We start from the raw sequence: 26,450 nt of genomic DNA on the forward strand, positions 1-26,450 counted from the left end.
AATAAATTTATAACCATGAAAAAGTTACTTTTAATACTAGCACTCTTGGTATCCTGTTTAGGAATAGCACAAGAAAAAGATAACTATAAAAATGCAGTAACTAGTTTTCAAAACCATTATAACAATGGAGATGTTACTAGTATTTTTAACATGTTTGATAATAATTTTAAACAAGTTTTAACCCTAGAAAAAACAAAAGCGTACTTTACAAAAGAGGTAAATATGGAAGCTTTAGGGAAAATTAAATCAATTGAATATAAAGACACAGTTCGTTCAGGAAACAATTATACAATTACTTTTGATAAAGGTGTTTATAATGGGTATTTCCTATTAGGAACGGATAATAAGTTTGAATTTATTCAATTAGATTTAGCAAAAAAATAAAAATAACACAACAATATAAAGTTACATTACGATGATTTTAGAAATGAAAGTGCCTTCTCCAGGCGAATCTATCACAGAGGTTGAAATAGCAGAATGGTTAGTTCAAGATGGTGATTATGTAGAAAAAGACCAAGCAATTGCTGAAGTAGATAGTGATAAAGCAACTTTAGAGTTGCCAGCAGAAGCAAGCGGAATTATTACGCTTAAAGCTGAAGAAGGAGATGCTGTCGCAGTTGGCCAAGTTGTATGTTTAATTGACACAAGTGCAGAAGCACCAGCAAGTAGCACTTTTGAAGGTGGTGATGAAGGCGGAAACACAAACGCTGAAAAAGATTTAGCTAAAGATCAAAAAGCAACACCTAATACTGATGCAGCTAAGGCTCCTAATCCAGCAACAAAAACGTATGCTTCTGGTACAGCAAGTCCAGCAGCTAAGAAAATATTAGCTGAAAAAGATATGGATGCATCATCCATAGCTGGAACAGGAAAAGATGGACGTATCACTAAAGAAGATGCAGTTAAAGCTGTACCATCTATGGGAACTCCAACTGGAGGAGATCGTAGCTCGACTAACACTAAAATGTCAATGTTACGTCGTAAAGTGGCAGAGCGTTTAGTTGAAGCAAAAAATACTACAGCCATGTTAACTACGTTTAACGAAGTAAACATGTCTCCAATTTTTGCATTAAGAAACGAGTATAAAGAAACTTTTAAAGCTAAGCATGGTGTTGGCTTAGGATTTATGTCCTTTTTCTCATTAGCAGTTGTGCGTGCATTACAGATGTATCCTGCAGTTAACTCTATGATTGATGAAAAAGAAATGAAAACTTTTAACTTTGTAGATATAAGTATAGCTGTTTCTGGACCTAAGGGATTAATGGTTCCAGTAATTAGAAATGCCGAAAATTTATCTTTCAGAGGTGTTGAGTCTGAAGTTAAACGTTTAGCACTTAGAGCTAGAGATGGTCAAATTACTGTAGATGAAATGACAGGTGGAACGTTTACTATTACAAATGGAGGTGTATTTGGAAGTATGTTATCTACTCCTATTATTAACCCACCACAAAGTGGTATTTTAGGAATGCACAATATTATTGAGCGTCCTATAGCTGTTGATGGTAAAGTAGAAATACATCCTATGATGTACGTTGCTTTATCTTATGACCACAGAATAATTGATGGTAAAGAAAGTGTAGGTTTTTTAGTAGCTGTTAAAGAAGCATTAGAAAACCCAACAGAATTACTAATGAACAACGATGTTAAAAAAGCTTTAGAGCTTTAATAAGCATAATAGTTTTATAAAAAAAAGGGAATAACTAAATGTTGTTCCCTTTTTTTTTACACCTATTTTTTAAAAAAAATAAATATATTAAAAGCAATTATGATGACTGCTAGTATAATAATACAAGCAGCGATTATACGGTTTTGCTCCTGTGTTCTCTTTTCTAAATCCATAATTTTAATTAATTAAAAACTCTGCACCATTACAGCGCAGAGTTTTCTTTAAATAATTCTCCCTAAGAACTAATTAATAGCATTGTAAAGGTATAATGTACTAAGGACATATGAAATACGTAGAACTACGTATTTTTATTAAGGTCTAGCGTAAAAAAAAGCTCTAAAACAATTAGTCGTTTTAGAGCTTCTACCAATTTTCCCTAAAAATTGATTTAATAGCATTGCTAAGATAAAAGATATTAATAACGTGTGAAATACGTAGAACTACGTATTTTTATTTCATTGAATTCCAAAAAAAAACTCCAAAACAAATTAATGTTTTAGAGCTTTCTCAGTTCTTCATAAATTGATTAATAGCACTGCTAAGATATAAGTAATAATTGAGGTGTGAAATACGTAGAACTACGTATTTTTATTAAGGTCTAGCGTAAAAAAAAAGCTCTAAAACAATTAGTCGTTTTAGAGCTTCTACCAATTTTCCCTAAAAATTGATTTAATAGCACTGCTAAGATATAAGTAATAAATGACCTGTGAAATACGTAGAACTACGTATTTTTTTCAGACTTTATTATATTAAAAAAGCTTTAATTGAGATATCAATTAAAGCTGTAATTGTCCGTATTTGTTATAAAAGTTACTTGTTTTTAAAATAAAATGAAGTAAGCTAACAATTATTTTACGTAAAAGTCTACGTGTTTTTAATTAGGTCTTTATTCATATTAGCCCATAACATAAGCTCGTTATGCGATTTTTTTAAGTCTAATTTTTTTACAATATTACTTCTGTGCTTTTCAATGGTTCTAGTAGAGCTGGCTAATTCTTTTGAGATCTCGGCTGAGGTTAATTTATCAGACAGTAACTTAACCACCTTTAATTCGGTAGGTGTTAATATTTCTAATAAATTAGAACTAGAAAAACTAACTTTTGAATTTAAGTATGAGGCAATCTCTTCGCTAAAATAAGCTTCATCTTTTAATACATGCTTAATACAGGTTTCTATTTCTTCAACCGCAAATTCTTTTAATATATAACCATAAACATTACAAGCTCTAGCTCTATCAAATAAATGTTCTTCGTTATCAAATGTAATAAGAATAATTTTGGTGTTTAATTCGTTTTTAAAGCAAGCTTCAGCGACTTCTAAACCTGTCATTTTTGGCATCCTAATGTCAAGTAAGGCTAAATCTGGTTTTAGTTTTACTATTAAGTTGTAAGCAGTTTGTCCATCTTCGGCACTTCCAATTATTTTAAATCCTCTAGAGGTAATAAAATCAGATAATCCTCTAAGCATTAAAGGATGGTCATCTGCTATTACTATTGATGCTTTCATATTATAGGAGGTCTTTTAGAGGTTGGATTTTGGTAATTAAAATTATAAAAAAATAAGCTGTTAGACTAATTTTTTTAAGTACAAATATTTTTTTTCGTAATCAATTATTCCTTTTACTTTTTTTAATACATCTGCTCCAATGATACCATCAACTGGTTGTGCGTTATGATTGATTAATGCTGTATTAACGTGACTTAAATCAAATAATACTAAAGCAGACTTTGCTATTTTAAGTCGTCCAATTTTGATGGTATTATTTTTAGATACTTGAGTAACCATACCTATTGCACCAGCTCCTGCAGCTAATATTTCAGAATCTTTAACTTTTTTTAAGCTAAATTTTTTAGCTGCCTCAAAACCAACACAGCTATTTGATGCACCAGTATCTAAAATAAATAAGCCTTTATAACCATTTATAGACGCTTTGATTTCAAAATGATTAGTTTTTGTTAGTTTTAATTTGACTCTTATATAGTCTTTAGCAAATAAAAAATCTTTAAGCGTTTGGTCCATTTTTGCGTTTACGTATTATAATCCATAAAAGTAAAGCAATCCCTAAACCAATAAAAGTAAAAATGATATAATTTGAATTTACCGTTGGTCTTTCTGGGGTCAAATGACCATAATAGATAAAGGTACTCCAATAATAAGGTGATTTTTTTATGTTAGAAATGGATTGATCTTTTAAATAATCTAATTTAGCTAAACGATTAGCTATAAAAGGAGAGTGTGATTGACTATAATTTTTGTAAAACGAAGCCATTAGTTGTGAGGTTGATAAATCATTGATTTTCCATAATGAAAACAATAAGTTTTCAACACCTGCATATTGGAAACCTCTTGCTAAGTTCATGCTGCCTTCTCCTTTTTGTAATTTTCCAATACCAGTTTCGCAAGCACTAAGGACTACTAATTGATTTTTAAGATTAAGACTGTATAAGTCGTTTAAAAATAATTTTTGATCTATAAAATCTATGTTTGCAGGTATGGTAAATGTTCCGCTACTTGCGTGTGTAGATAAGTGTAATACGCCATAATTTTTAGCTTGTTGCATCGCATTGTTTTTAGTGGCATCTTGGTACATTAAAAACTTTGCATTTGTATGTTTGTCAATACTTTCAGCTTCGTCTAAAGAGTAGGTTAGTTTTGCATCACTATTGTCAAATACAGGAAACACACCCAAGACTTTATCTTCATATTTAAAATCCGACGCGTTTAAATAAAACAAAGCACTAGTATTGTACGCTAATACTTGGTTGTTGACAACAAATGGCATTTTAGAATAGTTTTTGGTGTCTGTGGATTGGGTTAGTAAACTTTCAAAAGGAATAAAATTTAAAAAGCCATCCGTAATTATTACTACATTTTTAAAAGCTAGAGTTTTGTCAAATTGTAATGCTTTGTATAGTTTAAAAGCAGCATTGGAAAATTGAGGAATGTTATTATTTATAACCGATGAGTTATCAAAATAATGGATATAGTCACTTATAGCTGTGTTAAAAACAGCATCTCTTGTAATGTTATTTAAGCTTATGGCTGTTGCCGAAATTATAAACTGAAAAATATGATTTTCGCCATAAAAATACTCGACCAACACAGCATGATCTGTTTTTAATTTGTGTTGCAGTTTTGAGATTGAAATATCTACATCGTTAGGCTCAGGATACTTAGCTTTAATTTTAGCTTTTAATTTTTTTAATGCAATACTAACTGATGTTAACTCTTGACTTAATTTATTAATCTGTTTTACATCTTGTTGATATTGGACCTTAATTAAGGTATTTGTTAAAAGCTCTTGTTGTTGTAATAATGTTATCTCTTTTATTAATAAGGTGTCTGTTGGATGATGTTCTAACAGTGTTTTTTTACCAATTATTTCTTTTAAAATCGAAGCTTTATTTTTTTCAGCGTATGCAAAAGCTTGTGTAACAAGGGTTGTGTCTTTAGTGTTTTGATAGGCCTTATAAAGTGCACTTATTATGGACTCACTACGTTTACGATTGGCATGTAGATGGATGAGTTTAGACTCTTGTGAGGTTAAGTTATTAGTCAATAATGTTGAAACGTAAAAGCTTAAGTCATAACAGGCTAAAGTATTGTCAAGATTGGATTGTAGTAAAGCCAATAAATCAAAAATATCAATAAATGTGTTTTCAGGATAAAGAGTTTCTTTTTTTGGTAAGTTTTCTAAATTATAATTTGGTAATAAGGCTTGTAAAGCCAGTTTTAGTTTTACCGAAGTGTTTTTAAAATCGTTTAATTTATAGTGTAATTGTGCCTCTTCAAAATTTAATTTTGCTTTAGTTCTAGCGGTTAGTGTATCCTTATTTATGTGTAAATATTTAGTTTCAAAATAGAATAATGCAGTTTTATAATCTTTGTTTTTTAGCGCTAAATGGTATTTACTATCGTTATCATACTTGTTTTCCAACGCCAAGGCATTAGGGTTATTTTTTAATTCAGAATTATTTTGAATAACACTTTTATTAATTATCTGTTGTAATGCTTGCTTTTGTATAGCTGAAGCTCCTTTTATATCTAAGCCATTTTTGGCAATATTAAGTGCAGAATTAAATTTGCCAAGAGTATAATAAAGATTGGCTAGGTTTATGGCACCACTAATTCTGTGTGGATTGTTTTTTTGTTTTTCAGCAAGAAAAATGTAATGTTTAATTGTGTTTTCTGCATTGGTATAATCACCAATTTTATGATAAAGTATACCTAACGGTTTTAAGCAATACTCTGTAATATCATACGCAAAGGTTTTATTTAATTGTTGTGTGTTGTAAACGTCCAATGCAGCCTCATAAGCAGTAATAGCTTTGGGTAGTTGGTTACTTTGATATAAATAATCTGCTTTATTGATTAACAAAAATAGATAGGCAAAATAGTGGTCTTTTGTCTTTAACTTTGAAGAGAATTCAACTTCGTTTTTAAGTAAAACGGAAAAGGTTTGAGCGGTTCTATTTTTGTTAAACGTTTCAGTAGCCACATAAATACTTTCTTCTAAATCTTGCGAAAAGCAACTTCCGAAGACTAAAAAAAGGAATATGACAAGGCTATATTTCATTATTAAAAGTATAAATCAAATTAATTCTATCTAAAATTTCCAGATAGCGTAAAACTGCATGTAATTATAATTTGTTTTAAAATTGAATACATATCGTGCACCAATACTTGGACCAATTCTGGCAAATCCAGCAGTTGCTTCTACTAAAAAACCGGTTCTGAAGTTTGTAAATGTCTCTGTGTTCTGGGTAGCGGTTTGTGATGTGTCTAATAAAAAAGGCGGTTGGATGTTAGTGTTTTCAAATTCTTCTATTAAAATGTTTTCTGTGCTTTTTTGGCTAATGGACAGTGCGCCTTGTAAACCTGCTCCAAGACCAATGTAATTATTAACGTTATATCTTGCTAATACAGGGATTTCCCAGTCTATGTTGTCATAGGATTTGGTGGTTGTTGTGCGCTGTATCCTGTCGTCGATTCCAGGTTCGCCAATAATGGTTTGAGTGACCAATCTATCACTATCAAAGCTATGAAAACTGTTTAAAAGCTCTGCTTGCCAATACCATTTGTAGGATTTGTAAGGCGATATTGTGGCGCCAACAAAGTAACTTTTAGAATTATCTAAATCCGAGAATAGATTGTAACCAGCTTTTGCACCAATAGATATACCTGGTAAAAAACGTGTTGTAGAATAGTTAGTTATTATTGGGTCGTTTTTGTCAAAAATTATAGCAGTACGTGATTTGGTTTTTTGCTTATGAAAATCCTTACCAAACTTAATGCGGTATTGTACAAAACCTTTTGTGGAGTCATAAACCTTCACGTTTTTTTGCTGGCTTCCTGGTAAGTAAATGTTTTTAAAAGTAAATATGGCTTGCTTTTGTGTATAGCTTGTATCAAGGCAACTATATTGGACCTCGTATTTAGGACAAATTTTTACTTTTGGGTACATGTCCAAAACTTCAATAGTGGTTTTGTCAAACATATCTGGTATGTCTGTTTCTAGTCTAATTGTGGTTGCAGGACCTTCGCCATTATTTTGAAATCTAATTTTAAATTTAGGTTTTTTGTAACGTACTAATCTGTAGTTTAAAAAAGTAGCGTTTGAGGACATTTTGTTAGGATCGTGAGAGGTTACAATTTCCATTTCCATGTCTTTTACATTATGATCGTCATAATTATTATCTGGAATATAAACACCTCTTACCGAAATTATCGCACTTGTATCCTTTAGCATTTCTGGTGTTGTTTTTAAGGTGTAAAATATATTACGCTCTTCATTTGGTTGCATGTTGCTAAAGCTTAATTGGCTTGAGTTTTTATAGTTGGCTTTAGCTTCGGCAAGTGTTAATGGTAAATTTTGTCTTTCAGTAGAATCTTGAGGGTTAAATGTATTACGTAAGCTTTGAATTTCTGCGGAAGCGTAATAGGTTTTGTTTTCTGGTTTAGAGGTGTAAACTAGGTTGTCGTTATCTTGAGCAATCTCGCCATGATACGTTCTAGTATCTGTAATTGTAAAATTGTCGTCGCCATATTTTGCTTCGTTATAAAACAAATAGACTTTACCGTTTGTAGTGTAGTCTTTTGTGTTTTTGTATTTGTAAATTACTACTATTTCTTCTTCTGGAATGGGCTCTCTATTGCGTTGTAAATCTATTGCATCTTCCATTGACGCTTGCTCTTGGTAGGTGTCATCTGAGGTGTTAACTCTAATTTTTTTTGGTCTAGTAGTAGGTGGTTTGCCTGTGTCGTAATTGTTGGTAGCCCAAAGTCTTACTTCATAGTCTCCTGATTTTTTGTAAACTTTAGTAGGATTATTTTCTTTGCTGTAAGTACCATCTCCAAACTCCCAATAATTTGTGTAAAACGCTTTAGGTGCACCAGCTATTTGATTTAGTTGTGGTGCATTTGGAGAGAATTGGACCTGTTTGCCTTCTATTTTGTAATCTATGGTTGCAGTGCGTCTAGTCGTATCTATTACTGTGTCTTGACTAAAAGTGATATTGGTTAGACTTAGGGTGAAAATAATAGCGATTATAGTTTTCATTTGTGGTGTGGTTTAGAGATTAAATTTAGTAATAATAATATTGATATTAGCTTTTCAATCTATGAGTGGTGGTTTTAAGTAAAGCAACGGTATATAACAATAGATGTTTAAACATAAAAAAGTCAGAAAAATTAATTTCTGACTTTTAAGTTTAAGTAGGCTAATGGTTTATGGTAAACCATTTATTAAAGCTGTTAAGGTTGCTTCTGTTCCTGTTGTTGTGTCATCCATAGTAAACGTTATAATATCATTTGCTTCAATTGTCACTGGTTTGATTGCATATCTCCAAACACCTTTGTCTTCTGTTACAAAAATAACGTGACACTCTAAACCAATTGGTATTTGTCCATAATGTTCGCTAAATAAATTTAATGTTCCGTCGTAGGTATCCAAAGCAGCTAGTCCAGAATCTTCACCATCATAAGATAAATATACAGCACTATTAGTAAAGTTGTAACCTATTGGAGCTTGTACCTGGATTAATGTTTTTGGTCTTGGGTCGCTATAAAAACGATCAACATTAGACCATCCAAAACCTTGTAACAATCCATAATACTCGCTACCCTCTACAAAAACACCACCTTGACCTGTTGCATCTTCTACCTCGTCCCAAGTTAAATTATCTTCTGCATCAATCTCGCCTTCCCAAAGTGACATTAATGGATCTGCTCCACCTGTTAAGCTAGCAGGTATAATAAGTTGCAAACCACAGGTTGTATCTAATGCGCTACCATTTTGTGTGGCTTCGATAAAAAATTCGCCTCCAGAAATTAATAAGGTTTTATCACCATTAGGTAATGTTCCCATAGTAGGTTTGTTTGTAGTAAGCATGTTTCCTTTTTCAAACAACTCTACATATTCTAGTTGTACTTGCCCAGTTACTATGTTACCATTTAAGGTTAGACAATTACCGTTAATATTTATTTGTACTCCATTGGCAGAGGTTAAAGAAATGTTTCCGTCGTCTGCATTAAAGGTGAAATTTTGAGTTAGATTAGCTAAGGCTGTATCTTTAATATTTTTAAATTCTTGAGCTGTTGCAATGTCAATAGCATTGTCAAAGTCATTGTCTCCATCATCTTTAGTCTCGCAACTAGTTAGTAATGTTAAGGTCATTAATACTGTTCCAAAAATTGTTTTTAAATTTTTCATGATTTTATAGTTTAAAGGTTTATATAGTTATATAAATAGTGTGTCTATTTTGTTACCCTATTTAGTATTTTTTTTATTTCCGCTAGCAATTATTTTATGAGAAATTATATCTCCTTCTGCTACTAGACGTATCATTTGTTTTGCAGATGCTTCTGTGGTAGCATAACCTTTAGCGTATCCTTTTTGGCTTTTTACTTCCCAAAAGTATAGGCGACTTTCTGTTTTAAGCAGGTCACTTTTTAATACATAATAATTAGTGATTTTTCTTTCTAAAACAACTTCGTTTTGCCCAACTAAGTTTGATCGCTTTTTGGCTTCAAATAATGTTGTAGCAGTTCCAGAATATGTGCCATTAGTAGTTATAACTGTCCAGTCGTAAACTGTAATTAATTCATCTTTTAAAAGCTCAATGGATGTATTACTATTAAGTGATTTATTTTGGTTAGTTGCATTTAGGTTAAAAAAGCCTAACACTATGGTTGCTATAATTAAAATTGCTTTTTTACTCACGTTAATTTTGGTGATGCTAACGTGTTCCGGATTGTTTTGTAGTACGTTCATAATTTCTAAGTTTTAAATTGTTGTTCTTTAAGTTTGTGTGTGCTGAATAATTTTGACTGTTACACCCTTATATCAAAACCATTTAAAATTTGTTACCCTTGTTTTGCTAAGTTTTTTTAAATTCGTTGGAAACAAAGGGTTTATGAGTCAAAAAAAAATACACGAAGACCAGAAGTATGTGGATGGATTGGTAAACAACAACTCCTTTATTATTCAGGCTATATATGATAAGTTTGCGCCTAAAGTGATTAATTATATTAAACAAAACAGTGGTGATGCAGATAGTGCTCAGGACATTATCCAAGACACCATACTAACTATATATAATCAAGGCAGTCAAAAAAACTTACAATTAACCTGTCCTTTTGATGCTTACTTTTTTTTATTATGTAAACGCAAATGGCTTAATGTTTTGAAAAAAAGAAATAATAAGGAGGTAACAATAAACGAGGAAGTGCTATCTAAAGATGACGACGCTTATCAGTTATCTTTTGAAACCTCTGTTTTTGAAAACAAACAGATATTATTTAATCAGATGTTTCAAAAATTAGGAGATGCCTGCAAGGATTTGCTAAAAGCTACATTTAAAATAAAATCTATGGAAGAAGTAGCCTTAAGTCTTAATGTAAGTTATGCTTACGCAAGAAAGAAAAAATCCTTATGCATAGGACAATTAACCAAGTTAGTTAAAGAGTCGCCAACGTTTAATCAACTTAATTATTAATGCTATGGAAGAACAAGATTATATCCTTTTTGAAAACTATTTGGCTGGCGACTTATCTGATCAACAATCCTCAGATTTTGAAAACAGATTAAATACAGATCAAGAGTTTAAGCAAGCCTTTACAATTTACAAACAATTGTCTGCTAATTTGGAACATGAGATTGGAAATAAAGATCAAACTGCAGATTTTAAAGCCAATTTAGATACTATTTCTCATAGGTATTTTATCAAACAAGAGGATAAAGAAAATCCAATAGAGCGTAAAAAGACTTTTAATTTTTATAAACTAGCAATTGCAGCAAGTATAGCATTAGTAATGGGCTTTTTTGCGTACAATCAGTTTTCTGGAGGTGCCAATTACTCTGATTTTAATACACATGACACTGTAGATTTTGCAGTAAGAAATACAGAAGGGAATGTGGGTTTATTAATAAAAACAACAAAAGCATTTAATAATAAAGACTATAAAAAAGCTAAAGCGTATTTGGAAGAATTACTGCAAAACAATCCTGATAACGTCGAGTACAATTTTTATTACGCTATTACAAATATAGAATTAGATAATTTTGCTAAAGCAGAAACAATATTAGGTGATATCTCACAAGGAAGCTCTGCCTATAATAATAAAGCAAAATGGTACTTAGCCTTAAGTAAATTGAAACAACAAAAAGAAGCAGAATGTATTAAGATATTAAAGACAATACCAGAAGATGCAGATGACTATGATCAAGCACATAAATTATTAAATAAAATAGAATAAAAAGAGTCTTAAATATAAGGTCTTAAAATACTTAACTAAAAGTCATCATATCCATGATGACTTTTTTATTTTTGCGATATGATAATTACAGATACACATACACATTTATATAGCGAAGCTTTTGACGACGATAGGGCAGATATGATGCAACGCACCTTGGAAGCTGGCGTTTCTAGATTGTTTATTCCAGCAATTGATAGTACCTATACATCAAGTATGTTGCAACTAGAAAAAGACTATCCAGAACATGTCTTTTTGATGATGGGTTTACACCCAACGCATGTTAAAGATAATTATCTAGAAGAGTTGGCGCATGTGTCAGAGATGTTAGATACACATAAATTTTACGCAGTTGGAGAGATTGGTATAGATTTATATTGGGATAAAAGCACCTTAGCCATTCAGCAAGATGCTTTTAGAAAACAAATCACATTAGCAAAACAACACAAACTACCCATTGTTATCCATTGTCGCGAAGCATTTGATGAGATTTTTGAAATTTTAGAAGACGAAAAATCAGACGATTTATTTGGGATTTTTCATTGTTTTACAGGAACATTACAGCAAGCACATCAAGCCATTTCTTATAATATGAAACTTGGTATTGGAGGCGTAGCAACTTTTAAAAACGGAAAGATTGATCAGTTTTTAAATCAAATAGATTTAAAACATATTGTATTAGAAACAGATTCACCTTATTTAGCTCCAAAACCATTTAGAGGTAAACGTAATGAAAGTAGCTACATAATAAAGGTCATTGAAAAGTTATCTGATATATATGAAGTGTCCGAACAAAAAATTGCTCAAATTACAACAGAGAACTCTAAAGCAGTTTTCGGTATCTAAAAACTTATGACTAAAACTATTCCCAACATACTTCTTATTTACACAGGTGGAACCATTGGTATGATAAAAGACCCAGAAACAGGAGCCTTACGCGCTTTTGATTTTGCTAACTTATTAGATCGTATTCCAGAGTTAAAATTGCTAGAGTGTACCATAGAAACCTATTCTTTTGAAGAGCCAATAGACTCCAGTAATATGGAACCTAAATATTGGGTGCAAATAGCTGAGGTTATCCAGCAAAACTATCCGCTATTTGATGGATTTGTAGTACTACATGGTAGCGACACCATGAGCTATACTGCATCAGCCTTAAGCTTTATGTTGGAGCATCTTGCAAAACCAGTTATTTTTACAGGATCCCAATTGCCAATCGGAGATTTGCGCACAGATGCAAAAGAAAACCTAATAACATCAATACAAATCGCTTCTTTACAATATTATAATAAACCTGTAATTAAAGAAGTAGGATTGTATTTTGAATATAAATTGTACAGAGCCAATCGTACCACCAAAATAAATGCAGAACACTTTGAGGCTTTTGCAAGTCTAAATTATCCGGATTTGGCAGAAAGCGGTGTGCACCTAAAAGTTAATAACGAGTATTTATTTAAACCTAACACTAGAAAAGATCTAGTAGTGCATAAGGATTTAGACTCAAATATTGCATTAGTAAAACTGTTTCCAGGAATTTCAAGAAACCTTTTAGAAAGTATTTTTAAAACCGAAGGACTAAAAGGAGTGATATTGGAAACCTATGGCGCAGGAAACTGCACAACAAAAGATTGGTTTTTACAGTTATTAAAGGAGACCATAAATAAAGGTGTGCCAATTATAAATGTAACGCAATGTTCCGGAGGAAGTGTCTTAATGGGACAATATGAAACTAGTGAAAAGTTAAAGCGAATAGGTTTAATCTCAGGAAAAGATATCACTACAGAAGCAGCATTGTGTAAATTAATGTATTTATTAGGAGAAAATATATCTCCTAACTTATTCAAAACCATATATGAAACGTCTTTACGTGGAGAAATGTCTTAAAATTAACCCTCAAAATTTTAACCTTAGGATATTTTTTTGTTATTTGCCCACCGTAATTAGTGATAATTACAGAGAGGTGGCCGAGTGGCTTAAGGCGCACGCTTGGAAAGCGTGTATGCGTTAATAGCGTATCGAGGGTTCGAATCCCTTCCTCTCTGCAAGATATTTAACTGTCTTGATAAATTATAGAGGAGGAAAAGTAGAATTGTATGATTTTACTTATCTCTTTTTGTAATTTTTATTTTTAATTACATTTTTTTTATATCTTTAACACTTTAACTAATAAAATTAAGAACAACAAAATGAAAAGATTATTTTCTATCCTAGCCATAGCGTGTATCATGGCATTCGGAACTGCAAATGCAACTACTAACGCAGCAATGACGACTGCAACTACTGTAGTACTTACACAAGATGAACCAGATGCTGCTGCTGCAACTGCAGACGAAAACTTAACGTTCCACCAAGAACTTAAAAAACGTTTTATTGAAGGTGGACCAGGATTCATGGGGATTGTATTATTATGTTTAATTCTTGGATTAGCAATTGCTATTGAGAGAATTATCTTTTTAAATTTATCTACAACTAACTCTAAAAAGTTAACACAAGATGTAGAAGATGCACTTCAATCAGGTGGATTAGAAGCTGCTAAAGAAGTTTGTCGTAACACAAAAGGACCTGTTGCCTCTATCTTTTACCAAGGTTTAGACAGAGCAGATGGAGACTTAGAGTCTGCTGAAAAAGCAGTTGTTGCTTATGGTGGAGTACAAATGGGACAATTAGAGAAAAACGTATCTTGGATTTCTTTATTTATCGCTTTAGCACCAATGTTAGGGTTCATGGGAACTGTAATTGGTATGATTCAAGCATTTGATAAAATTGAAGCTGCAGGAGATATGCAACCATCATTAGTAGCAGGAGGTATTAAAGTTGCCTTATTAACTACTGTATTTGGTCTTATTGTAGCAATTATATTACAAATTTTTTACAATTACATTATCGCTAAGATAGACAGTATTGTTAACGATATGGAAGACTCTTCTATTAACTTAATGGATATGTTATCTAAGTACAAGAAATAATTTACTCAATTACTAACTTTAAAAATTAAAGATTATGCACAAGATTTTAAAAATAGTTGCTTTAGTATTGAGTTTGGCTGGAATTGGTATATTAGTTAACATTATTGCTAAAGGAGATGAAGCGATTAAAGCTGCGGCTCTTGATGGAGATACTTCAATAGTAGACCCTATGGCAATTGTTGCTTATATCATTCTAGGATTAGTATTAGCTTTTGTAGTGTTTTTTGTATTCAAAAATTTATTTACAGGAGGAAAATCTCTTAAAAATACATTAATAGGAATGGGAGCATTCTTATTAGTATTGGTTATTGCTTATGCAGTATCTGGTGGAGATGTTAAAGAATACTTCTATAATGGGATTGTAGCTACAGAAGGAGAATCTAAAATGGTAGGAGCAGGATTAGTTGCTTTTTATATACTAATTTTAGCAGCTGCTGGAGCAATGTTATTCTCAGGTATTAAAAAACTAATAAAATAATTATGGCAAAAAGATCAGCACCAGAAGTTAATGCAGGCTCTATGGCTGACATTGCCTTCTTATTATTAATATTCTTCTTAGTTACTACAACTATAGAAGTGGACTCTGGTATTAGTTCTAAACTACCACCAGATATTCCACCACCTGAAGTTAAAATTAAACAGAAAAACATTTTTACTGTTGAATTGAACAAAGACAACCAAATGTTGGTTGAAGAAGAATTAATGAAAATTAAAGACCTTAAAGCTGCAGCTATCAAGTTTATTGATAATGGAGCAGGAGAGGGAACTGAGGGAACTAAGTGTGATTACTGTAACGGAGCAAAGGATCCAGCATCGTCTGACCATCCATCAAAAGCTATCGTTTCTATAACACATTCTAGAGCTACAGATTATGAAACATTTATTGTAGTTTATGATCAGTTAGTAAGTGCTTACACTGAGTTAAGAGAGCGTTTAGCACAAAGACTATACAACCGTTCTTTTAAAGAAATGGAAGCTAGTTATGATGACTCTAATTCAGCTCAATTTAAAAGTGAAAAGCTAAAAGAGAAGATTGACAACATTAAGGATAAATATCCTAGAATCATCTCGAAAGCAGAACCTAAATAATTATTAAACTATGTCAAAATTTAAAAAAGGAGGCAGCAAAGAGTTGCCAGCTATATCTACAGCATCTTTACCAGATATTGTATTCATGCTATTATTCTTTTTTATGGTCGCAACCGTAATGAGAGACAACAGTTTGAAAATTAAAAACAATTTACCATCTGCTGCAGAGACTGAAAAATTAGGTCAAAAAAACTTAGTAATGTTTATATACGCTGGAAAGCCTAGCGATAGTTATAAAAACATGGGTAATGAGGCCAAAATACAGTTGAACGATAAGTTTGCTGAAATAAAGGACATAGCTCCTTTTATTGCTGCTGAGCGTGCATCAAAGCGAGAAGAAGAAGTTGATAAATTAATCGCTGCTTTAAAAGTAGATAAAGAAACTAACATGGGTTTAGTGTCTGATATTGAACAAGCATTGCGTAAAACTGGTCAATTAAAAATTAATTACACTACTAAAAAAGGTAGTGGACTTAAATAAGTATTACTCTTAATTTTATAGCAAAAGGTGTTTTGATTTTCAAAACACCTTTTGTTTTTTATAATAATTAATTTCTTTTATCTTAGATTAATAGATGTGATTACATCTGTTTAATTTCAATAAATGTATCAGATGAAATATTTAGTGCTTTTATTTATTATCCCTTTGTTCAGTACAATTAGTGTTGCTCAAGAGTCTACCTCAGTAAATACTGTAATAGATTCACTTTACAGAGAAGATCAGTTTTATTTGGGTGTAACTTATAACCTATTAAGTAAAAAGCCAAATGGTATATCTCAAAATGGTTTTTCAAGTGGTGTACATTTTGGTTTTATTAGGGATATGCCTATTAATAAAAGACGAAACAAGGCTATTGGTTTAGGGTTAGGACTGTCTGTTAATTCATATAATCAAAATTTGCTAATATCTCAAGATAGCAAAACACTTGGTTTTACTGTGTTAAATGATGATACAGATTACACTAAAAATAAATTTAATACTTATGTTATTGAAATGCCCTTACAATATAGATGGAGGACGTCTACAGCAACGCAATATAGTTTTTGGAGGATTTATACAGGCGTAAAATTTGGCTATGTTTTAGCTAATAATACTAAGTTTGAGGGAAGTCCAGAAAATATTAATTTAAAAAATACAGAGGTATTTAATACGTTGCAATATGGATTAACCTTTTGTGCAGGATATAATACATGGAATTTTTATCTATACTATGGTCTAAACGATATTTTTGATACTGCAACTGTTAATGCAGAACCTATAGATATGACTGCTATTAAAGTAGGTCTAATGTTTTACATCTTATAACCAATATTGTAATAATATTAATTGAGGTGTAATACCAATAAATAAACCTATTATTAATTCTCTTGGTGTATGTGCTTTTAGGGATAATCTAGAGGATGCTACAGCTCCAGCTATTATAGCCATTAATGCCAACGAGCCATTTATATTTACACTAAAATGAATAGCAAATGCTATAAAGAACATAAAAACGCCTCCTGTTGCAATTAAATGTATACTAGCCTTAAATTTTGCTAGAGCGAAAAGTAAACAAGTGATATTAGAAATTAATATTCCCACAAAAAAGAAGTATAACTCTGGTATTTGATCTAATGGGAATACGCGTAATATTAGCAAGCCAATTATAAGGCAGTTAATTAGTAAAGGATAAACACGCTCTTTGGTTGTCTTTAAATATATTGTTTCAGTCTTACCTAAAGTTTTTAATAAAAAATAGACTAATATGGGTAATGCTATAGATAGTATAGAAAGCGAAATTAACTTCGCATGAACAATTTCTTCTGGAATAAATCTTGGAGATTTTTTAAAATAAAAATGTACTGCCAATAATGGCATTATTACAGGATGAAATACAAATGACAAACTTTTGATTAGCCATTTCATGAAGTAATATGTTTTAATTTCTGTAAAAAACAGTGTTTATTAATAGCAGTGTAGGTATAAGTTTTACTTGATAGATTTACGTAATTATATTTTTTTACGCAATCTAGCAACTGGTATATCCAATTGCTCTCTATATTTAGCAACTGTACGTCGTGCAATAGGATAGCCTTTTTCTTTTAATATTTTAGCTAAAGCTTCATCTGTAAGCGGTTTCTTTTTGCTTTCTTCTTCAATGACAGTTTCTAATATTTTTTTAATTTCTCTTGTGGATACTTCCTCACCTTGATCGTTAGTCATCGATTCAGAGAAAAATTCTTTTATCAACTTAGTTCCGTAAGGTGTATCTACGTATTTGCTATTAGCCACACGTGATACTGTTGAAACATCCATTTCAATCTCGTCAGCAATATCTTTTAATATCATTGGTTTTAGATTGCGCTCATCACCAGTTAAAAAATATTCTTTTTGGTAATGCATGATGCTACTCATTGTTACAAATAAAGTTTGTTGACGTTGTTTGATGGCATCTATAAACCACTTGGCTGCATCTAGTTTTTGTTTTATAAACATAACTGCATCCTTTTGCGACTTACTTTTATCTTTACTTTCTTTATAACCTTTCATCATGTTACTATATTCTCTAGAAACATGTAATTCTGGCGCATTACGACCATTTAAAGTAAGCTCTAACTCGCCATCAACAATTTTAATTGCAAAGTCTGGTACGACGTGTTCTACAATTCTGTTGTTTCCAGCATAGGATCCTCCAGGCTTTGGATTTAGGCGTTCAATTTCATGAATGGCATCTTTAAGTTGTAACTCTGTAATATCAAATTTTTGCATTAATTTTTTATAATGCTTTTTTGTAAATTGATCAAAAGCGTTATCTATAATATCTGCTGCCAATACAATATCAGGTTGTTTTTCTTTACGATGTAATTGGATGCTTAAACACTCTTGTAGGTTTCTGGCACCAACACCAGCTGGATCTAATTGATGAACAATTCTAAGTACTTTTTTTACTTTATCTTCCTCTGTGTAGACGCTTTGAGTAAAAGCTAAATCATCAACAATATCGCTTAATTCTCTGCGTATGTAACCACTTTCATCAACACTACCAACTAAAAATTCGGCGATATCTCTTTCGTCATCTGATAGTCTATACGTGTTTAATTGATTGATTAAATGTTGTGTAAACGATGTTCCTGCTGCATATGGCACACTTTTTTCGTCATCATCTGCACTGTAATTGTTGACACTAGTTCTATAATCTGGTATTTCGTCATCACTTAAATAATCATCAACGTTAATGTCACCAGTATCAATGGTTTCATTATCATTATAATCGTCTTGAGAGTTGTCAAAATCATCATCTAAATCGTCTGAATTGTCTTCTTTACCACCTTCCAAAGCAGGGTTTTCTTCCAACTCTTGCTTTAATCGTTGCTCAAATGCTTGCGTAGGCAATTGTATCAATTTCATTAATTGAATTTGTTGCGGAGACAACTTTTGCGATAATTTAAACTGTAGATATTGTTTAAGCATGATTTGTTTTAGAATAATGATAAAAATAAAAAAAACAATCTACATTATTGATTTTAGTAGATTGTTTTAAGATATATTTTAAGTATAAAATTACTTTAGTATTGCACTATAGTCATTTATGCTATTAAAATTCTGCATTTTGTGGTGTTCTTGGGTAAGGAATTACGTCTCTAATATTTGTCATACCTGTTGCAAACATTACTAAACGTTCGAAACCTAAACCAAAACCAGAGTGCACAGCTGTACCATACTTGCGTAAGTCTAGGTACCACCATAACTCTTCTTCAGGAATATCTAGAACAGCCATTTTTTCTTTAAGAACTTCTAAACGCTCTTCACGTTGCGATCCACCAACTATTTCTCCAATACCAGGAAATAAAATATCCATAGCACGTACTGTTTTTCCGTCTTCATTTAAACGCATGTAAAATGCTTTAATGTTTGCAGGATAATCAAATAATATTACTGGACATTTAAAGTGCTTTTCTACAAGAAAACGTTCGTGTTCTGATTGTAAATCTGCTCCCCATTCTTCAATGATATAGTTAAATTTCTTTTTCTTGTTAGGTTTAGAATTTCTTAAAATATCTATAGCTTCAGTATAGCTAACACGTTTAAAGTTGTTTTCTGTAACAAATTTTAATTTTTCAATTAAACTTAAATCACTTCTTTCAGCTTGTGGTTTTACTTTTTCTTCATCTAATAGACGTTGGTCTAAAAATTCTAAATCTTCTTTATTATGCTCTAAAACATAACTAATAACAGATTTCATAAAGTCCTCTGCTAAATCCATGTTACCAGCTAAATCCATAAAAGCAACTTCAGGCTCAATCATCCAGAACTCGGCAAGGTGACGAGAAGTGTTAGAGTTTTCTGCTCTAAACGTTGGTCCAAAAGTGTATACTTTACCTAAAGACATCGCATAGGTTTCGGCTTCTAATTGTCCCGAAACAGTTAGGTTTGTGTCTTTACCAAAAAAGTTTTTTGAGTGATCTATTGCTCCATCTTCTGTTAAAGGTGGATTTTTTTGATCTAATGTGCTAACACGAAACATTTCTCCAGCTCCTTCTGCATCACTACCTGTTATGATTGGTGTGTGCATGTAGTAAAAACCATTGTCGTTAAAATACTTGTGTACAGCAAAAGATAAAGCCGAACGTAAACGCATTACAGCACTAAATGTATTGGTACGTGTACGTAAATGCGCGTTTTCTCTTAAAAACTCAAAGCTGTGTTTTTTAGGTTGAATTGGATATGTTTCTGGATCAGAATCTCCTAAAATTTCAATTTTAGTAACTGTAATTTCAACGTTTTGTCCTTTTCCTTGGCTCTCCACTAAATCTCCTGTAATTGCTACAGCAGCACCTGTTGTAATTCGTTTTAATAAGGCTTCGTCAGTTTTTTCAAAATCTACTACACATTGTATGTTTTGTAGTGTTGATCCATCATTTAAAGCCACAAATCTATTGGCTCTAAAGGTACGTACCCAACCTTTTATATGTACTTCTTGTAATTTGGTCTCTTTAAGTAATGTAGCGACTGTATATGAATTCATTTTTAAAAAAATTTGATTAAAAATATACTTTTTATATTATTTTTCTTCTGAAATAAATGATTTTTCGTCATCATCATCTTCAGAAGGTATGATATTTATTGTTGGTTCTTTTAGGACCTCTTTATTGGCAATGCTTCTTTCTAGAGACAATAATAAAGATGGTAGTAGTAATAAGTTGGATAACATAGCAAATAAAAGCGTTACAGATACTAATGCACCTAAAGCAACTGTACCACCAAAGCTAGAGATTATAAATACCGAAAACCCGAAAAACAGCACTATTGATGTGTAAAACATACTTACACCTGTTTCTCTTAAAGCAGCATAAACCGACTTTTTAATTTTCCAATTATTGGCTTGTAATTCTTGTCTGTATTTTGCTAAAAAGTGTATTGTGTCATCCACAGATATTCCAAAAGCAATACTAAATACAAGTATTGTAGATGGTTTAATTGGTACGCCTAAATATCCCATTAATCCAGCAGTAACAACTAATGGTAAAAGGTTTGGGATTAATGAAACGATTATCATCCTAAACGAACGAAACATATAGGCCATAAACAGTGATATTAATATCACAGCTAATGATAATGAAATCGCTAAATTTTTAACCAAATATTTAGTTCCTTTTTGAAACACTAATGCTTTACCAGTCATGGTAACATTATAGCGTTCTTCCGGAAAAACATTATCTATTTTATCTTGAAGATTTTCTTGGATACGTTCCATTTTATCGGTTCCAATATCCTTCATAAAGGTTGTTATTCTAGCATATTGACCTGTACTATCTACAAAGTTTTTAAGTAAGTCTACATTTGACGTAGAGTTTTTTGCGTACGATAATATAAAACTGTTTTCTTGACTAGTTGGTAACTGGTAATATTTTGGATTACCATTATAATATGCTTGTTTAGAGTATTTAACTAAGCCTACTACAGAGATTGGTTTAGAAAATTCAGGTGTTTCATTAATAAACTCCTCAATTTTATTCATACGTTTTAAGGTCGCTAACTTCATGACACCTTGTTTGCGTTTAGTGTCAATCATGATTTCTAATGGCATAATACCATCAAACTCTTCTTCAAAAAAGCGAATATCTTGAAAAAACTCTGCCTTTTTAGGCATGTCTTCAATTAGGCTTCCAGATATTTTAATTTGAAAAATCCCTATTAAGCAAACCACTAATAATACGATTGAGGTAATGTAAATAGTAATGCGTTTTTCTCTAACCATTTTTTCCATCCAATCCACAAAACCACCTATCCATTTTTTGTTTAAATGTTCTAAATGACGCTCTTTAGGGTAAGGTAAAAAAGTGTAAATAATTGGTATTATTAACAGACAAAGTATAAAAATAGCAAGGATACTTAATGATGCGACTACACCAAACTCTTTTAATAGAGTGCTTTCTGTTAAAATAAAGGTTGCAAAACCAGATGCTGTTGTCACGTTGGTCATAAGTGTTGCATTACCAACTTTAGTAATAACACGTTGTAAACTTTTAACTTTGTTACCATGAGATTTAACCTCATGTTGGTATTTGTTAATTAAGAAAATACAATTAGGAATACCAATAACAATAATTAAAGGAGGTATTAAGGCTGTTAATACCGTGATTTCATAACCCAACATTCCTAAAATCCCAAGTGTCCACATAACACCTATACAGACTACGATAAGTGAAATAAAGGTGGCTCTAAACGATCTGAAAAATAAAAAGAATATTAAAGAGGTTACTAATAATGCAGCAAGTACAAATAAGTTAATCTCATCAACAATATTTTGAGCATTAAGTGTGCGAATGTATGGCATACCAGAAATACGAACATTCATTCCCTGACTAGTCTCAAAAGCTTTAACTTTTTCAACTAAATTATCCATCACAAAATCCTTTCTAGCAGGTGTATTTACTATATCTTTTTTTAAATAGATAGCAGTACGTACCGTTTTAGTTTTTTTGTTGAATAAAAAATTATCGTAAAAAGGATATTGATTAAAAAGTTGGTCTTGCAGTTTTTCAATCTGTTCTATTGAAGCTACAGAGTCTTTAATAAAAGGCTCTAATGCAAATTTTTCGTTTTCTTGATCTTTAACTAATTTTTGAAGATCTTTTATGGAGACTACAGTTTCTACTTCTGGAGCTTCCCTAAAACTATCAGAAAGTGCATTCCAAGCATTTAATTTCTCTACAGTAAATAGTGTTGTGTCTTTAACACCAAGGACAATTAAATTACCTTCTTCTCCAAAAACTTTTAAAAAATCGTTGTAAGTAATATTGACCTCATGGTCATCAGGCAATAAATTAGCTTCAGTATAAGTAAAGCGCATGTACTTCCATTGTGTACTAAAAAAAATAGTAACAAGTACAACACCTAATAGAATAGCTATTTTGTTGCGCAATATTAGTCTTGCTACAACGTCCCAAAAATTTGCTGAAAATAGTTTTAACATAATGCTTTAAAAAACGGAGCAAAGGTATGTAAAACCATTGTATTTACTAAGCTAAATTTGGTTTATAATGCAATATTAAAAGTGAATTTTACTGCAATATTATCTTCTTGGTTAGGTAAGTGGTAGGCTCCATATCTATAAGTTGCACTTAATCCAAAACCAAATAGCAGTTTATTAATCTCAAAACCACTTTCAGTATAGCCGTGTTCCAGAGTCCCAAACGTAACTTCTTTATGTCTGTTAATATTATTCATGTTACCAATAGCATAACGAGTAATTAAAACTAATTGTGGATTAAAACGCTTAGCAATTGCAAATGGTTTGACATAATGTTTTAAGACTACTGTTGTAAAACGATCCGAGAAAAACTCATTAAAATACATGGTTTCAAAACTATTAATTCCAGCGACTGAAAACCGTTGTAAAATAGTTTCTTTGGTTATATTATTTGGGTAAGCATGGTAAAGGTGAGTTAAAGGTGCGTCACCATGTGCTATTCCTGCAGATAAAGTTCCTATGGTATAGGAGTTTTTGCTGTGTTTAATTTTATGAATGGTTTTAAAGTCTAGTTTTGAAAAGTTGAAATCAGCATTCAAAACATCTTTAAAACTTTTTGTGTATTGCAGTGTAAATTTTGGATAGCCTTCAATTGTTTTCTCCGCTCCATCGTCAGATTGTTGTGTGGTGTTAAATGGATTCCATTGTAACGCGACTTTTGCTGTAGTGGTTTCAAATCCGCTAAAAGTATTGCCTTCTAAGTCGTAGTTATAAGTATAAGTAGGTCTTATGTTACTTATTGCTATTTCAGATTTTGAGTATAGTTTTGCGGTTATTTCGTGTTCTAAAGATATTGCAGATGTAATGTGTTTATGAAATAAATCTATGTTTAACAATCTAGGTTCAAAAAATGAAAAAGATCTACTGTCTGTTAAAAAGTCAGAGCTACCAGTTTCTTTTAAATCATCAATGTAAGAAATGTTTATCCAGGTTTTTGATTTTTCGTTTACTCTAAAACCACCACCAATTTTATATTTAAAACTATCATCTCTAAATCCATAAACTAAATAAGAATCTATTCTGTATTTTTCAGAAAACGAATCATTAGTAATTCCGCCTAAACCTGTTCTAAATCCTTCGTATTGATTAAATTTAATAAGATACCTCAGGTCAAAATTCCATACTTTGGTAGGGAAAAAACCATTTCCTATTTGTTTTAAAAGTTCACTAGATTTGGTAGTGTCACTAACTTTTAGGTTTTTCTCAGGTGTTTGTGCCCAAGAAAACGTCATGCAAATAAAGCACAACATTACTAACCAATTCTTTTGTTTTTTTGTTTTAAAGTGCTGCATTAATAGCTTTAGTAAGTACAGATTTTATATTAGTTCTGTAACCAACTTCTTTGGTTACAATTTCACCCTTTTTATTAATTACAATAGTGGTCGGGAAGGTGCCTACACCATATAACGATATGATGTTATTGGCATTTGGTAAAATAGTAAATTTAAAGTCTTGGGTTTTTAAAAACTGCTCGATATTGTCTTTTTGATTAAAAGTAATTGCCAAAAATTTTACTTCTTTAGATTTAAAATTGTCTACTAATTTATTTAATTCTGGCATTTCTTGGATACAAGGACCACAATTAGTAAACCAAAAATTTAATATTACAACTTGTCCTTTTAAATCTGATAATTTAAAGGTGTTACCATCTAAATCTGTAGCTATAAAATCATAGGCTTTTTCGCCTTTAGTAAAGTTAGCTTCAGGATTTTTAGCGATAGTATTGTTTATTGCTTTTAGTCTTTTAAATACTACTGACTTTAGTTTGTTGTCGTTGTCAACAAAAAATAAAGGTTTGTAGTCTGAGTTGGTCATTAGTTGTACCTGTGACATGGGTAATAACTTACCTCTCTCATTAAAAAGTAAAACATCAGGTGTTATGACTAACTCCATTGTTTTAACTTCTTCATCTGTTAGGCGATGTTGCTCTTTTGGTATAAAGGCATACTCTTGTGCTTGCAGGATACTAACACATAAAAACAAACATACACAAAGTGATTTTAAAAACTTCATAACTATATTTTATTAAAACCTCTTAACGGTATATTTTGATAAAAGTTATAAAAAAAGCGACTTTTAAGTCGCTTTTAAGATTTATACAGTCATAATCTCTGCTTCTTTAGCAGCTAGTATGTCATCTATTTTTTTAACGTATTTGTCTGTTAAAGCTTGTACATCTGCTTCTGCATTTTTTTGAAGGTCTTCAGATGCATCTTCAGTCTTCTTAATGTCGTTATTAGCATCCTTACGTGCGCTTCTAACACCTACTTTAGCATCTTCAGCTTCAGCTTTAGCTTGTTTTGCTAAATCACGTCTACGCTCTTCTGTTAAAGGCGGAACACTTATTATTATTAAATCACCATTATTCATTGGGTTAAAACCAAGATTAGCGATCATGATAGCCTTTTCAATTGCTTGTAGCATGTTTTTTTCCCAAGGTTGTACTGTTATTGTGCGACCATCTGGAGTGTTAACATTAGCAACTTGACTTAACGGAGTTTGTGATCCATAATAGTCTACCATTACGCTTCCTAACATTGCAGGACTAGCTTTTCCGGCTCTAATATTTACAAATTGTTTTTCAAGATGCTTAATGGCTTTATCCATTGCTTCTTTTGTGCTGTCTACTATAAATGTAATGTCTTCGTTCATGCTTGTAATAATTTAATATTGAATGACTTTCAAAAAGCGAGCCAATTTTAAACGTAATATAATAATCTATTTTATAAACTTACTTGTGTTCCTATGTTTTCTCCAGAAACTACCTTCATTAAATTACCTTTTGTATTCATATCAAATACAATAATTGGTAAGTCGTTTTCTTGGCTTAAAGTAAAAGCTGTAGTATCCATAACTTTAAGACCTTTACGTAATACATCGTCAAAAGTAATATGGTCAAATTTTATAGCAGTACTATCTTTTTCTGGATCTGTATTGTATATTCCGTCTACACGCGTCCCTTTTAGGATTACGTCAGCCTCAATCTCGATAGCTCTTAATACTGCAGCAGAATCTGTTGTAAAATAAGGATTACCTGTTCCACCTCCAAAAATTACAACGCGACCTTTATTAAGATGGCTCATGGCTTTTCTTCTAATAAAAGGCTCGGCAACTTCGTTTATTTTGATAGCTGTTTGAAGTCTGGTTTTTATACCAGCATCTTCTAATGCTTGTTGTAATGCTAAACCATTAATAACAGTTGCTAACATACCCATATGATCTCCTTGTACACGATCCATACCATTCATGGCACCTGCAACACCTCTAAAAATGTTTCCACCACCAATAACTATAGCAACTTCTACACCTTTTTCTGTAACTGCTTTAATCTCTTCTGCGTATTCTGATAATCGTTCTGGATCAATACCATATTGACGGTTTCCCATTAGGGCTTCACCAGATAATTTTAGGAGTATGCGTTTGTATTTCATGTGTTTATTTATTGTTTTTCATGGGTCA

General features: G+C 31.6%; 25 protein-coding genes and 1 tRNA gene. 12 read left to right on the forward strand and 14 right to left on the reverse strand.

Annotated features, from left to right (window positions below):
* The first annotated feature begins 15 nt into the window (after positions 1-15).
* Positions 16-384, forward strand: a complete 369-nt coding sequence (locus JM82_RS15100; RefSeq protein ID WP_145005942.1) for a DUF3887 domain-containing protein — start codon at positions 16-18, stop codon at positions 382-384.
* A gap of 31 nt (positions 385-415) precedes the next feature.
* The gene (gene odhB, locus JM82_RS15105; RefSeq protein WP_145005945.1) at positions 416-1,666 is read left to right on the forward strand and encodes a 2-oxoglutarate dehydrogenase complex dihydrolipoyllysine-residue succinyltransferase; all 1,251 of its coding nucleotides are present in this window, start codon (positions 416-418) and stop codon (positions 1,664-1,666) included.
* Positions 1,667-2,530: 864 nt separating this feature from the next.
* On the opposite strand, the gene JM82_RS15110 is transcribed toward odhB, so the two are convergent.
* The 6 genes from JM82_RS15110 to JM82_RS15135 form a co-directional block, all read right to left on the reverse strand.
* On the reverse strand, positions 2,531-3,172 hold the full coding sequence (locus JM82_RS15110) for a response regulator (protein ID WP_145005948.1): 642 nt from the start codon (positions 3,170-3,172) through the stop codon (positions 2,531-2,533).
* A gap of 60 nt (positions 3,173-3,232) precedes the next feature.
* Complete coding sequence (locus JM82_RS15115) at positions 3,233-3,685, reverse strand: retropepsin-like aspartic protease (RefSeq protein WP_145005951.1); 453 nt, start codon at positions 3,683-3,685, stop codon at positions 3,233-3,235.
* Positions 3,669-6,242, reverse strand: a complete 2,574-nt coding sequence (locus tag JM82_RS15120) for a CHAT domain-containing protein (RefSeq protein WP_145005954.1) — start codon at positions 6,240-6,242, stop codon at positions 3,669-3,671. Before JM82_RS15120 ends, JM82_RS15115 begins: the two co-directional genes overlap by 17 nt.
* A 30-nt stretch (positions 6,243-6,272) precedes the next feature.
* Positions 6,273-8,225: a PKD domain-containing protein gene (locus JM82_RS15125; protein ID WP_145005957.1), complete on the reverse strand. Its 1,953-nt coding sequence runs from the start codon at positions 8,223-8,225 to the stop codon at positions 6,273-6,275.
* A gap of 168 nt (positions 8,226-8,393) precedes the next feature.
* Complete coding sequence (locus JM82_RS15130) at positions 8,394-9,377, reverse strand: hypothetical protein (RefSeq protein WP_145005960.1); 984 nt, start codon at positions 9,375-9,377, stop codon at positions 8,394-8,396.
* Positions 9,378-9,434: 57 nt separating this feature from the next.
* Positions 9,435-9,938 carry a hypothetical protein gene (locus JM82_RS15135; protein ID WP_145005963.1) on the reverse strand — a complete coding sequence of 168 codons (504 nt, stop codon included), beginning with the start codon at positions 9,936-9,938 and terminating at the stop codon, positions 9,435-9,437.
* Positions 9,939-10,080: 142 nt separating this feature from the next.
* Here JM82_RS15135 and JM82_RS15140 point away from each other — a divergent pair, with 142 nt between their 5' ends.
* The 10 genes from JM82_RS15140 to JM82_RS15185 all read left to right on the forward strand — a co-directional run bounded on the left by JM82_RS15140 (position 10,081) and on the right by JM82_RS15185 (position 16,783).
* On the forward strand, positions 10,081-10,662 hold the full coding sequence (locus JM82_RS15140) for an RNA polymerase sigma factor (RefSeq protein ID WP_145005966.1): 582 nt from the start codon (positions 10,081-10,083) through the stop codon (positions 10,660-10,662).
* A 4-nt stretch (positions 10,663-10,666) separates the two neighbouring features.
* Entirely contained in the window at positions 10,667-11,422 is a 756-nt protein-coding gene (locus tag JM82_RS15145) for a tetratricopeptide repeat protein (RefSeq protein ID WP_145005969.1), read from the forward strand.
* Between the two features lie 78 nt (positions 11,423-11,500).
* The gene (locus JM82_RS15150; protein WP_145005971.1) at positions 11,501-12,268 is read left to right on the forward strand and encodes a TatD family hydrolase; all 768 of its coding nucleotides are present in this window, start codon (positions 11,501-11,503) and stop codon (positions 12,266-12,268) included.
* A gap of 6 nt (positions 12,269-12,274) precedes the next feature.
* Positions 12,275-13,306, forward strand: coding sequence for an asparaginase (locus JM82_RS15155; RefSeq protein WP_145005974.1), 1,032 nt, complete (start codon positions 12,275-12,277; stop codon positions 13,304-13,306).
* A 70-nt stretch (positions 13,307-13,376) separates the two neighbouring features.
* A tRNA-Ser gene (locus tag JM82_RS15160) sits at positions 13,377-13,464 on the forward strand.
* Between the two features lie 144 nt (positions 13,465-13,608).
* Complete coding sequence (locus tag JM82_RS15165; protein WP_028284231.1) at positions 13,609-14,388, forward strand: MotA/TolQ/ExbB proton channel family protein; 780 nt, start codon at positions 13,609-13,611, stop codon at positions 14,386-14,388.
* A gap of 34 nt (positions 14,389-14,422) precedes the next feature.
* Entirely contained in the window at positions 14,423-14,866 is a 444-nt protein-coding gene (locus JM82_RS15170; protein ID WP_145005977.1) for a hypothetical protein, read from the forward strand.
* Positions 14,867-14,868: 2 nt separating this feature from the next.
* Entirely contained in the window at positions 14,869-15,477 is a 609-nt protein-coding gene (locus JM82_RS15175; RefSeq protein ID WP_145005980.1) for an ExbD/TolR family protein, read from the forward strand.
* A 10-nt stretch (positions 15,478-15,487) separates the two neighbouring features.
* Positions 15,488-15,958: an ExbD/TolR family protein gene (locus JM82_RS15180; protein WP_145005983.1), complete on the forward strand. Its 471-nt coding sequence runs from the start codon at positions 15,488-15,490 to the stop codon at positions 15,956-15,958.
* A gap of 132 nt (positions 15,959-16,090) precedes the next feature.
* Positions 16,091-16,783 carry a porin family protein gene (locus tag JM82_RS15185; protein WP_261375468.1) on the forward strand — a complete coding sequence of 231 codons (693 nt, stop codon included), beginning with the start codon at positions 16,091-16,093 and terminating at the stop codon, positions 16,781-16,783.
* Here JM82_RS15185 and JM82_RS15190 read toward each other — a convergent pair.
* From JM82_RS15190 to pyrH, 8 genes are all read right to left on the reverse strand, one after another.
* On the reverse strand, positions 16,778-17,383 hold the full coding sequence (locus JM82_RS15190) for a hypothetical protein (protein ID WP_145005990.1): 606 nt from the start codon (positions 17,381-17,383) through the stop codon (positions 16,778-16,780). The genes JM82_RS15185 and JM82_RS15190 overlap by 6 nt on opposite strands.
* An 84-nt stretch (positions 17,384-17,467) precedes the next feature.
* The gene (gene rpoN / locus JM82_RS15195) at positions 17,468-18,928 is read right to left on the reverse strand and encodes an RNA polymerase factor sigma-54 (RefSeq protein ID WP_145005993.1); all 1,461 of its coding nucleotides are present in this window, start codon (positions 18,926-18,928) and stop codon (positions 17,468-17,470) included.
* Positions 18,929-19,052: 124 nt separating this feature from the next.
* Positions 19,053-20,483, reverse strand: coding sequence for an asparagine--tRNA ligase (gene asnS / locus JM82_RS15200; RefSeq protein WP_028284241.1), 1,431 nt, complete (start codon positions 20,481-20,483; stop codon positions 19,053-19,055).
* Between the two features lie 36 nt (positions 20,484-20,519).
* On the reverse strand, positions 20,520-22,934 hold the full coding sequence (locus tag JM82_RS15205) for an efflux RND transporter permease subunit (RefSeq protein WP_145005997.1): 2,415 nt from the start codon (positions 22,932-22,934) through the stop codon (positions 20,520-20,522).
* Positions 22,935-22,996: 62 nt separating this feature from the next.
* The gene (locus JM82_RS15210; RefSeq protein ID WP_222429224.1) at positions 22,997-24,283 is read right to left on the reverse strand and encodes a DUF5686 family protein; all 1,287 of its coding nucleotides are present in this window, start codon (positions 24,281-24,283) and stop codon (positions 22,997-22,999) included.
* Positions 24,270-25,004 carry a peroxiredoxin family protein gene (locus JM82_RS15215; RefSeq protein WP_145006000.1) on the reverse strand — a complete coding sequence of 245 codons (735 nt, stop codon included), beginning with the start codon at positions 25,002-25,004 and terminating at the stop codon, positions 24,270-24,272. Before JM82_RS15215 ends, JM82_RS15210 begins: the two co-directional genes overlap by 14 nt.
* 81 nt (positions 25,005-25,085) lie before the next feature.
* The gene (frr, locus tag JM82_RS15220; RefSeq protein ID WP_145006003.1) at positions 25,086-25,643 is read right to left on the reverse strand and encodes a ribosome recycling factor; all 558 of its coding nucleotides are present in this window, start codon (positions 25,641-25,643) and stop codon (positions 25,086-25,088) included.
* A 71-nt stretch (positions 25,644-25,714) separates the two neighbouring features.
* Entirely contained in the window at positions 25,715-26,422 is a 708-nt protein-coding gene (pyrH, locus tag JM82_RS15225) for a UMP kinase (RefSeq protein ID WP_145006006.1), read from the reverse strand.
* Positions 26,423-26,450 lie beyond the last annotated feature (28 nt).

This window comes from Olleya sp. Hel_I_94 (genome assembly GCF_007827365.1).
Classification (GTDB): domain Bacteria; phylum Bacteroidota; class Bacteroidia; order Flavobacteriales; family Flavobacteriaceae; genus Olleya.